This window comes from Lentilactobacillus kefiri (assembly GCF_007989105.1).
Lineage (GTDB): Bacteria > Bacillota > Bacilli > Lactobacillales > Lactobacillaceae > Lentilactobacillus > Lentilactobacillus kefiri.
Window position 1 is genome coordinate 1 of the sequence record NZ_BJVK01000102.1, and the last position, 857, is coordinate 857.

The following is an 857-nucleotide window of genomic DNA, read 5'->3' on the forward strand; positions in this document are numbered from 1 at the left end:
CTGTTTGAGATCTTTAAAAGCGCCTCAATAGAACTGAAATAAAGGCTAAGGTCATCATCATGGCACTTGTGTGCAGCTGTCTTTCACAATTTTTCCACAGTCGTCGACAATTCTCTAGCCAACTAAAGGATCGTTCAACCAACCATCGTTGCGGCATTACTTCAAACTTGTGTAATTCATTGCGTTTAGCGACCTGAACGGTCGCTTGTAAATTGCTCATAACATCCAATTTAAAGTTAGCTCCTGAATAACCACCATCGACTAGAACATTGCGAACATGCCGAAGATCATTGGCATATAAGGCAATCATCGCACTGGCTCCGTCCCGATCAGAAACATTGGCTCGGGTAATATGAATGGCTTGTGGAAACCCGTTAATATCAACGGCTAGATGCCGTTTAATTCCCGATATTTTCTTACCAGCATCATAACCTTTATTTTCAGCAGTGGCGGTATTTTTAACGCTTTGCGCATCCACGATAATAAACGAAGTTAATGCCGAACGATCTTGTTGAGATCGTAAGGTAAAGACAATTTTTTTAAAACTTGATCCAGTAATGACGGCTCCGTTGGAGCCGATTGCCGGGACCACAAGCGAAAGTAGGTGTAAACCGTTTGCCATTTGGGAAAGTCATGTGGCAGGGCACGCCACTGGGAGCCATTTTTCAAGATGTATAAAATGGCGCAAAAGACGTCATACAAATCGACTTGACGGGGCTTCGTTCGTTGATGAAAATTTTCTAATTCAGGACGAATCACTTCAAACTGCTGGCGGGTAATATTGCTGGGATAATTAGTCATCATAATTTCCTTTTTGCAAAAGTATATCAAAGTTTAAACTAGATCTCAAACAGTTT

At 41.5% G+C, this 857-nt stretch carries 1 protein-coding gene; it reads right to left on the reverse strand.

Going from position 1 to position 857, the window contains the following annotated elements; translation table 11 throughout:
• Positions 1-13 precede the first annotated feature (13 nt).
• Positions 14-804 (reverse strand): IS5 family transposase gene (locus tag LKE01_RS11865; RefSeq protein WP_202813053.1). Its coding sequence is split into 2 segments (ribosomal slippage): positions 14-534 and positions 534-804, totalling 792 coding nucleotides; the frame shifts between segments, so codons are not numbered across the junction.
• Positions 805-857: the final 53 nt, after the last annotated feature.